Source organism: Acinetobacter sp. YH01024 (assembly GCF_013420195.1).
Taxonomy (GTDB): Bacteria; Pseudomonadota; Gammaproteobacteria; order Pseudomonadales; family Moraxellaceae; genus Acinetobacter; species Acinetobacter amyesii.
Genome location: NZ_VOYQ01000070.1, coordinates 1 through 9,226, shown reverse-complemented (window position 1 = coordinate 9,226; position 9,226 = coordinate 1). Strand labels below are relative to the sequence as shown.

Genomic DNA, 9,226 nt, shown 5'->3' with positions numbered 1-9,226 from the left:
AGAGGAATTGCCACAAGATACGATAAGCTAAAACGTAACTATCAAAGCGCTGTTGCTTTAGCTTGTATATTTATATGGTTGCCTCTTTAGCTCAATTTATCGGCTGTAAATGTCAACACACCCTAATGTTCTATGCAGGCTTATGCTGTGCTCTGTATTTGATGTGGGTTGGCTTTACCACTTTAGGAGCAATGATCGGACCGATACTTGGCGATATTAGTCGACTTGGTTTTGATATGGCCTTCCCTGCTGTATTTCTTGTTTTACTACGTGGCATGTGGAAAGGCTTTAAAGCGGCACGTCCATGGCTGGTCAGTTTGATTGCCGCATCTCTGGCTTATTTGTATCTCCCTGCGGGCTAGTATGTTCCGATTGGCGCAGTTACGGGTATTGCTTCTGCATTTTTCCTAATTGGAGATGATGTATGATCCACTCTAGCACCCTGATCGCGATTCTATTTATTGCCTTAACCACTTACCTGACCCGTATCTTGGGTTATGTGTTACTGAAAAACCGTAGCCTCACCAACAAACAACGTCAAATTATGGAAGTTGTTCCCGGCTGTGTGTTGATCTCAGTGATCGCGCCTTATTTTGTTAAAGATAATCCTGCTGATTTGATCGTGATGGCCATTACCCTATTTGCAGCATCACGTTTTTCATTATTGCCTACCGTTGTGATTAGCATGCTTTCAGCAGCCGTGTTAAGACAAATTTTGATTTAGTCCCATACGATCATATGTTGAAAAACGCGTGAACTACGATTTGAACCCAATGACAATAAATATTGAGAATCATCTTATTGGATAAAAAAATACCCATACCTTGAGATCACATGCATTCAGTAAATATCGAGGTATGGGCAGTCTTTTGTATTTTTCGATTAACTTTGATCAGTCTTGACCACTTTTGCCAAAAGGTTCACCAACTCTGCATTTTGCAATTCAACTTGCTGTAATTTGTGAGCGGTCTGATCTAGAACTTCTTGTTGGATATGCATTTTCTTTGCAAGGTCTTGCATAATTTCCAAGGTTTTTTTCAGGTTGGCTTCTAGATGCACCACTTTTTCTTCAAGTGGCAAAGTTTCATGCGCGGTAGATTGTGATACGTCACGATTAAACTGTAGCCAAATTAAAAATATAACCGCCAGCGCCAATAATAAAATAAATCCCCAAAGTAACATCAACATCATGCTCAATACTCTTTATATATTTCTTTGACTTTCATCTTAAACAATAAATCGGCTGTGCTTGAATATTTTTTAAAGTTTTTCAATATTTTCGAGATACATCAACGACATTACGCATGATTTTTCATCTAATTTTAGAAAATAAAAAAACACCTACAAGCTAGTAGATGTTTTCTATATTGGATAAGTTTGAATTTTTATAAAGAGTGAAAACTTTCACATAAATCGAGCAAGCGGTTCGCATAGCCCCATTCATTGTCATACCATGCGAAAACTTTTGCTTGCTTTCCTACCACCATGGTTTGATTCAAATCGACAATCAATGAATAAGGTGAATGATTAAAATCACTTGAGACCAAGGGCTCATCGGTTACTGACATAATTTCATGATAATCAAAACGTGCAGCTTTGCTTAACACTGCATTTAACTCATGCTTGGTGATAACTGATTGAGACACAAAACTTAAATCGATTGCAGCAACATTGATAGTCGGCACACGAATCGAATAGCCATCGATTCGATCTTCCATTTTCGGCATGACCCGTTTCAACGCACCCAGAGCTGAAGAGGTCGTTGGAATAATATTTTGACCTGAAGCTCGCGCACGACGTAAGTCACGATGTGCATGATCCAATACAGACTGATCCGCAGTCACAGCATGAATTTCTGTCATGAGTGCTGTGTCTATACCAAAGGCATCATCAATAATTTTGACTAAAGGCACCAAAGCCTGCGTGGTACACGACACACTCGAAATAATTTGATCCGTCGCTTTGACTTCATGATGATTAACACCATACACAATCGCAGCATCAACACTGTCAAACGGCGCCGCACCAATAATCACACGTTTGGCACCTGCACCAATATGTTGTGTGGCTGCCTCTCGCGATCTAAATAAACCTGTGCATTCGAGTACCACATCGACATTCAGGTGTTGCCAAGGCAAAAGACTCGGCTGTGCTTCATTTAAAACTTGCACTTTGAGATGCGCTTGAGCACAAGAGATATCTAGAAAAATAGCGCCATCTTGTTCAAGAATTTCGACTTGGCCTGCAAAACGACCATGCGTGGTGTCGTATTTAAACAAATGCACCATGGTTTCCACGTCAGCGACATCATTTATGGCAACAATTTCATAATGAAATTCCTTTGGATTTTCAAACCAAGCGCGTAATACATTGCGTCCGATCCGACCAAATCCATTAATTGCCACTCGCTGCATGACCAATCCTTCGTTTTGAAACAAAAATAAAGCATCTATATGTTAATGGATTTCAACATGAAAACGTTATCATTTATTCGTTTAATGCTTATTGGGCTATATTTTTATAAACCGTTAGCGCCTGTATAAATCCAAATATTAGCTTCACTGAAAATGTACAGCACCAAGATCAAGTTCAATCACTCTTAATAAAATGGATACAAACATGCAATTTTCCCAATGAACTGAAAAATATAAATGCAAAACACCTTCATGTAGACCATTCATCAACATGTTGAATTTGAACTTTTAAAACTTTTCAAGACATATAAATAAAACGCCGAAAACAGTGCTCACTAGATTAATCAATAAATACTTTCAGCGTTCCAAAGGTTTAAAAATCTAAAAATATAGGTGCTAAATTTAAAACATATAAAAAGTCATAGAGATAGCCGAAAATCATTGGTCACTACACCTTTTTCCGTTATAATTTAGCGTTTTTAAATTTTATGTCAGCATCTCAAGCCAGCTTTAAATTTTTGTAAGACTTGCTTGATATGCTATTACCAAATCGAAATTAGGAGAGACTTGGTTGTGAGTACTCGTTTTATGACATCAGCTGAAATTCGCGAAGCTTTTTTAAGCTACTTTGAATCGCAAGGGCATACACGTGTCGCGTCGAGTTCTCTGGTACCTGCCAACGACCCAACACTATTGTTCACAAATGCTGGTATGAACCAGTTTAAAGACTGCTTCCTTGGTCTTGAAAAACGTGACTACGTTCGTGCAACTTCTTCACAAAAATGTGTCCGTGCCGGCGGTAAACACAACGACTTAGACAACGTTGGTTATACAGCACGTCACCACACGTTCTTTGAAATGTTGGGTAACTTCTCATTTGGTGACTACTTCAAACGTGATGCCATCACATTTGCTTGGGATTTCTTAACCAACGAAAAATGGTTAGGTCTGCCAAAAGATAAACTTTATGCCACTGTTTACCATACAGATGACGAAGCATTTGATATCTGGAACAAAGAAATTGGTCTAGACGCTTCACGCATTATCCGTATTGGTGACAACAAAGGCGAAAAATACGCTTCAGATAACTTCTGGGCAATGGGCGATACAGGTCCTTGCGGTCCATGTTCAGAAATCTTCTTTGACCATGGTGACCACATTTGGGGCGGCTTACCGGGCACTCCTGAAGAAGATGGCGATCGTTTCATCGAAATTTGGAACAACGTATTCATGCAGTTCAACCGTACTGCTGATGGTGTTCTGCATGCCCTTCCTGCACCTTCTGTAGATACAGGTATGGGCCTTGAGCGTATTTCTGCAGTTTTACAGCATGTAAACTCAAACTACGAAATTGACCTATTCCAAAACCTACTTAAAGCTGCTGCTGAAATCATTGGTTTAGATACCACTGAACTTGAAGCAAAAGCACAAGCAGAAAACAAACCAGTTGAATACCCTGCTTCACTTAAAGTTGTGGCTGACCATGCACGTTCTTGCTGCTTCTTGATTGCTGACGGTGTGAATCCCTCAAACGAAGGCCGTGGCTATGTACTTCGCCGTATTATCCGTCGTGCAGTACGTCATGGTAACAAATTGGGTGCAACAGGTTCATTCTTCCATAAAATGTTGCAACCACTCATCAACGTGATGGGCGCTGCTTATCCTGAGCTTGCTGCACAGCAAGCACGTATCGAAGCTCAGCTTTTGAAAGAAGAAGAACAATTCGCAAAAACTTTAGAGCAAGGTTTGAAATTGCTTGAAGGCGAATTAGCTCAACTTAAAGGTTCAGTGATTCCAGGCGAAACTGTATTTAAACTTTACGATACTTACGGCTTCCCGACTGACTTAACAGCAGACATTGCACGTGAACGTGATTTAACCATTGACGAAGCTGGTTTCGAAGTCGAAATGGCGGCTCAACGTCAACGTGCACGTGATGCTGGTAAATTTGCTGTCGACTACAACTCAATTGTGAAAGTTGAAGGCGAGACTCAATTTGACGGCTATGACGCAACTCAAGGCCAAGGTCAAATTGTTGCAATCTACAAAGACGGCGAACAAGTTGATGAAGTTTTTGAAGGTGACGAAGCGCTGATCGTTCTCAACCAAACACCTTTCTATGCAGAAAGTGGCGGTCAAGTTGGCGATACAGGTATCTTCAAAAACGAAACTGGTATTTTTGAAGTTCAAGACACCAAAAAATCAGGCGGCGCTTTTGTACACCAAGGCATCGTGACCATGGGTAACTTAAAAGCAGCTCAAGCAGTTGAGGCTATTGTTAAAGCGGATATCCGTGAAGCAACTTCACGCAACCACTCTGCAACTCACCTATTACATGCAGCACTTCGCCAAGTTTTAGGTACGCACGTACAGCAAAAAGGTTCATTGGTTGCAAGCGAACTTTTACGTTTTGACTTTGCTAATGACCAACCTGTTTCATTTGAACAGCTTCAAGAAATTGAACGCATTGTCAATGCCGAAGTGATTGCCAATACTGCTGTTTCAACTGAACTTTTAGACATCGAGGCGGCCAAAGAAAAAGGCGCAATGATGTTATTCGGTGAGAAATACGGTGACGAAGTACGTGTATTGTCTATGGGTACAACCAAAGATGAGAAAAACTTCTCTATCGAACTTTGTGGCGGTATTCACGTAAAACGCACAGGTGACATCGGCCTATTTAAAATCACTTCTGAAGGCGGTGTTGCTGCAGGCGTACGTCGTATTGAAGCCGTTACGGGTACTAAAGCTGTTGAAGCTGCGCAAAAAGCAGATCGTGACATTCATGCAATCAACGATTTGCTGAAAGCGCAAAAAGATCAAACTTTAGAAAAAGTTGAAGCTTTATCTCACACAGCATCTAGCTTGCAAAAGCAAATTGAACAATTAAACCAAAAACTAGCGAGCTTCCAAGCCGCTGAGTTATTGAGTCAAGTTCAAGAGATTGCTGGCCGCAAAACATTAATCACCACGGTTCAAGGTGTAGATGCGAAATCACTTCGCAACTTGCACGACGGTGTGAAATCTAAATTAGACAATGCTGTGATCGTGATCGCGGCGGTTGATGCCGACAAAGTGAGCCTGATTGCTTCGGTTGCTAAAGAATACACTGCTGCTGTAAAAGCCGGTGACATCATCAAACACCTTGGCCAAGAGCTTGGCGGTAAAGGTGGTGGTAAACCTGATATGGCTCAAGGTGGTGCGCCTTATAGCGACAAACTTGAAGCAGTAATGACTGACCTCGTTGCATGGTTAGCTGCAAAATAAGACCAAAAGTCCTATAGCTCAAAGTGACTCACCTCCTTTGAGCAAATCAACAGGTTTAAGCAGTGTGTTTTTTAATGCTGGATCCTGCTTAAACACTGTTGATGCGTGAAAACGCAAACTCAATCATCATGTTGAAACCAATATTCAACCTCTGGCTAAATGATGAAAATGGAGTCTAAAAGGCTGGGTTCATGTGAATCCCCTGCAGACACAAAGTATCTATTTGAACTCCTCCTACCTTGGAGTTCATGAGCTACGTGGTATATTAAAATCGCGCCGAAGTGCGGTCTTAAAATATGTGTAAGTGCTTTAAGTCTTTAGACTTATTTACTTGGTAAGGATAGTTATGGCATTAATCGTTCAAAAATATGGCGGTACCTCAATGGGTACTCCAGAGCGCATTTTAAATGTTGCTCGTCGTGTAAAGCGTTGGCATGATCACGGTCACAAAGTTGTGGTTGTTGTATCTGCAATGAGTGGCGAAACCAATCGTCTACTTGCTTTAGCGAAAGCCATTACCGAAACACCTGATCCACGCGAATTAGACCAAATGGTGTCTACGGGTGAACAGGTAACGATTTCTATGTTAGCAATGGCACTTAACTCTATTGGTGTTGAAGCTAAATCACTTACAGGTCGTCAAGTTGGTATTAAAACCGACAGCGCATTTACCAAGGCGCGTATTGAAGCGATTGATACGGATGTATTGACTTCAAACCTTGACGCTGGACGTGTCATTGTTGTGGCAGGTTTCCAAGGCTTTGATGCCGAAGGCAACACAACGACTCTAGGTCGTGGTGGTTCTGACACTTCGGGTGTTGCATTGGCTGCTGCACTTAAAGCTGACGAATGTCAGATTTACACAGACGTTGATGGTGTTTACACCACTGACCCTCGTGTCGCTCCAAAAGCGAAAAAAGTTGATCGTATTTCTTTTGAAGAAATGCTTGAAATGGCATCACTTGGTTCTAAAGTCCTTCAAATTCGCTCTGTAGAATTTGCAGGTAAATACCAAGTGCCTTTACGCGTATTATCAAGTTTTGATAATGACGATGATGGCGCATTCGACGAAAACTTTAAACAAAACGTCGGGACACTAATCACCACTGAAGCGGAAGACAACATGGAACAACCAATCATCTCAGGTATCGCGTTCAACCGTGATGAAGCTAAATTAACTATTCTTGGTGTACCGGATAAACCGGGTATTGCTTCAAACATCCTTTCACCAATTGGTGATGCCAATGTTGAAGTGGATATGATTATCCAAAACGTTGAAGAAGACGGCACAACTGATTTCACATTTACAGTTAACCGCGGTGAATTACCAAAAGCGAAAGCCATTCTTGAAGCGACTGCACAAGAAATTGGTGCACGTGAAGTTGCAACTCGCGCAGACATCGTTAAAGTATCGATCGTTGGTGTTGGTATGCGTTCACACGCTGGCGTAGCAAGCAAAATGTTTACTGCTCTTGCAAAAGAAGGCATTAACATTTTGATGATCTCGACTTCTGAAATCAAAATTTCAGTGATTATCGATGAGAAATACTTAGAGCTTGCTGTACGTGCTCTACACACTGCATTCGGTCTAGACCGTGAAACAGGTGAATCAAGCGCACGTGCTTAATTAACCTTGCTGTGTGTCAAAATTTGTCATTGTTAGACAGATTTTGAAAAACATCGTAAAAATTCAGAGCCACTATAGTTTTTTTTATAGTGGCTCTGTTATATTAAACCTGAGGATTTTAAAATTTACTCAGTTTGCGACTGTCACAATGATTGTTTCAGATGCACTGCTAAATTTTTTTGCTTTTACAAGTTATGAATTTTACATAACAGATCATTTGCAGGTTTTGCATTTTGCAAGGAGAGAAACATGCTGATTCTGACTCGTCGTGTCGGAGAAACATTAATGATTGGAGACCAAGTTAGCGTGACTGTACTTGGTGTTAAAGGTAATCAGGTTCGTATTGGCGTGAATGCTCCAAAAGAAGTATCTGTTCATCGTGAAGAAATTTACCAACGAATTCAACATGAACGCGCAATGCACGAACATCTCCAAAACATTGATCAAGAATATCAGCCATCTTTTGAAGAAACTGATTATTCCCAAAACAACTATAATCGCTAAGATTTAAGTTGTTTAAATGATAAAGCGGCTCATTAGGCCGCTTTAAATTTATCTAGTACATGCTTTTACTTTAGACGTTCAACTGAGCTTAATTACTGCCCTTCTAGAACTTTACGTACGGGGCCAAAACTGCGGCGATGTTCATCAATCACCCCATACTGCGCAATTGCTTCAAAGTGCGCTTTGGTTGGATAGCCCTTGTGTTTCGCAAAACCGTACTGTGGATATTTTGCATCTAGTTCAACCATTTCATGGTCTCGAGTCACTTTTGCCAAAATACTCGCAGCCGAAATCTCTGGATGAATCGCATCACCGCCCACGATAGCATCACAGCTCATCGCTAAACCAGCTGGGACTTTATTACCATCGACCAACACGTGTTCTGGCTGTACATTGAGTTTTTCCACTGCACGACGCATTGCAAGTAACGATGCTTGCAAAATATTGATCTCATCAATTTCTTGTGCAGAACTTTCAGCAATCGCCCAAGCCAAGGCTTTTTCTTGAATCTCAATAAATAACTTTTCACGTTTTTTTTCAGTGAGTTTTTTAGAATCGTTTAAACCTTCAATCGGGTTATTTGGATCTAAAATGACAGCTGCCGCAACAACCGAACCCACCAATGGACCGCGACCCGCTTCATCTGCACCAGCAATTTTCATATATCTCTCACTCAAAAATAAAATACGACCCTTAATTTGGATTTGCTGATACTCAGCTATACCAATGTCTGGGTCGTATAAAATGTTCTAAATCTTAGTTTTTAAATGTTTCAATCACGCAAGCATTTAAAGTATTTGTCACGATTTTAGCCGCAAGATTTGCTTGTGAAGTTTTATCCATTGCTGCTACAACCAAATCCGTTGCAGTCACGCTAGTTGTCGCTTTCTCGCCTACACATGAACACACTTCAGTTTGTAGTTCAGATTTTTGAGTTTCTGTTAATAGTTTTGAACCAGTTTTCCAGTAGCTGTTGTTATTTAGCTCAGTCACGCATTTCGCTTGAACACCCACTTTAACCGCCATCATTGCCAAGCTGTTTGCTGAAGTTGTACCTGTAGAGGTACTTGTACCTGTTGTACCAGTCGCAGCACATGCAGAAAGAACAAGCGCTAATGGTGCTAGAATAGCAACTAATTTTTTCACGAATATTTCCTTTGTTCTGTTAATTAACGCGCATATTGTGCCCCAAATCACACACCATCTGATATGACTATTTAAAATAAATTCGGTAACTGTAGATCTCTTTCATAAATCAAAAAACGATCTTCTTTTTGGTTAATATTAGCACTCCGGATTTCTTAGCATTCGTGCATAATCTGCGGATGAAATACATCGATTCAAACAAGCTTTCTGATCCTCAGTTCAAGCGATACACAGGCATCTCATGGTCAACTTTCTATTTGATGGTTGA

At 40.7% G+C, this 9,226-nt stretch carries 8 protein-coding genes and 2 pseudogenes; 6 read left to right on the top strand and 4 right to left on the bottom strand.

Features of this window, described 5'->3' with window-relative positions:
• From FTT88_RS16310 to FTT88_RS16300, 3 genes and pseudogenes are all read left to right on the top strand, one after another.
• Nucleotides 1–90: pseudogene (locus FTT88_RS16310) on the top strand (IS5/IS1182 family transposase); the annotation flags it as partial.
• 38 nt (nt 91–128) lie between these two features.
• Nucleotides 129–428: pseudogene (locus tag FTT88_RS16305) on the top strand (branched-chain amino acid ABC transporter permease); the annotation flags it as partial.
• Complete coding sequence (locus FTT88_RS16300; protein WP_180003989.1) at nt 425–724, top strand: AzlD family protein; 300 nt, start codon at nt 425–427, stop codon at nt 722–724. The pseudogene FTT88_RS16305 and the gene FTT88_RS16300, both read left to right, overlap by 4 nt.
• A 158-nt stretch (nt 725–882) precedes the next feature.
• Here FTT88_RS16300 and FTT88_RS16295 read toward each other — a convergent pair whose 3' ends face one another.
• Both FTT88_RS16295 and FTT88_RS16290 read right to left on the bottom strand, forming a co-directional pair.
• Entirely contained in the window at nt 883–1,185 is a 303-nt protein-coding gene (locus FTT88_RS16295; RefSeq protein ID WP_180004122.1) for a hypothetical protein, read from the bottom strand.
• A gap of 200 nt (nt 1,186–1,385) precedes the next feature.
• Nucleotides 1,386–2,414, bottom strand: a complete 1,029-nt coding sequence (locus FTT88_RS16290) for a type I glyceraldehyde-3-phosphate dehydrogenase (RefSeq protein WP_180003987.1) — start codon at nt 2,412–2,414, stop codon at nt 1,386–1,388.
• A 573-nt stretch (nt 2,415–2,987) separates the two neighbouring features.
• Here FTT88_RS16290 and alaS point away from each other — a divergent pair.
• The 3 genes from alaS to csrA all read left to right on the top strand — a co-directional run bounded on the left by alaS (nt 2,988) and on the right by csrA (nt 7,812).
• Nucleotides 2,988–5,681, top strand: a complete 2,694-nt coding sequence (gene alaS, locus FTT88_RS16285) for an alanine--tRNA ligase (protein WP_180003985.1) — start codon at nt 2,988–2,990, stop codon at nt 5,679–5,681.
• A 346-nt stretch (nt 5,682–6,027) separates the two neighbouring features.
• Nucleotides 6,028–7,308: an aspartate kinase gene (locus tag FTT88_RS16280; RefSeq protein WP_078189079.1), complete on the top strand. Its 1,281-nt coding sequence runs from the start codon at nt 6,028–6,030 to the stop codon at nt 7,306–7,308.
• Between the two features lie 249 nt (nt 7,309–7,557).
• Nucleotides 7,558–7,812: a carbon storage regulator CsrA gene (gene csrA, locus FTT88_RS16275; RefSeq protein WP_078189080.1), complete on the top strand. Its 255-nt coding sequence runs from the start codon at nt 7,558–7,560 to the stop codon at nt 7,810–7,812.
• A gap of 92 nt (nt 7,813–7,904) precedes the next feature.
• Here csrA and rnhB read toward each other — a convergent pair whose 3' ends face one another.
• Both rnhB and FTT88_RS16265 read right to left on the bottom strand, forming a co-directional pair.
• Nucleotides 7,905–8,474: a ribonuclease HII gene (rnhB, locus tag FTT88_RS16270; RefSeq protein ID WP_180003983.1), complete on the bottom strand. Its 570-nt coding sequence runs from the start codon at nt 8,472–8,474 to the stop codon at nt 7,905–7,907.
• A gap of 94 nt (nt 8,475–8,568) precedes the next feature.
• The gene (locus tag FTT88_RS16265; RefSeq protein WP_180003980.1) at nt 8,569–8,958 is read right to left on the bottom strand and encodes a hypothetical protein; all 390 of its coding nucleotides are present in this window, start codon (nt 8,956–8,958) and stop codon (nt 8,569–8,571) included.
• Nucleotides 8,959–9,226 lie beyond the last annotated feature (268 nt).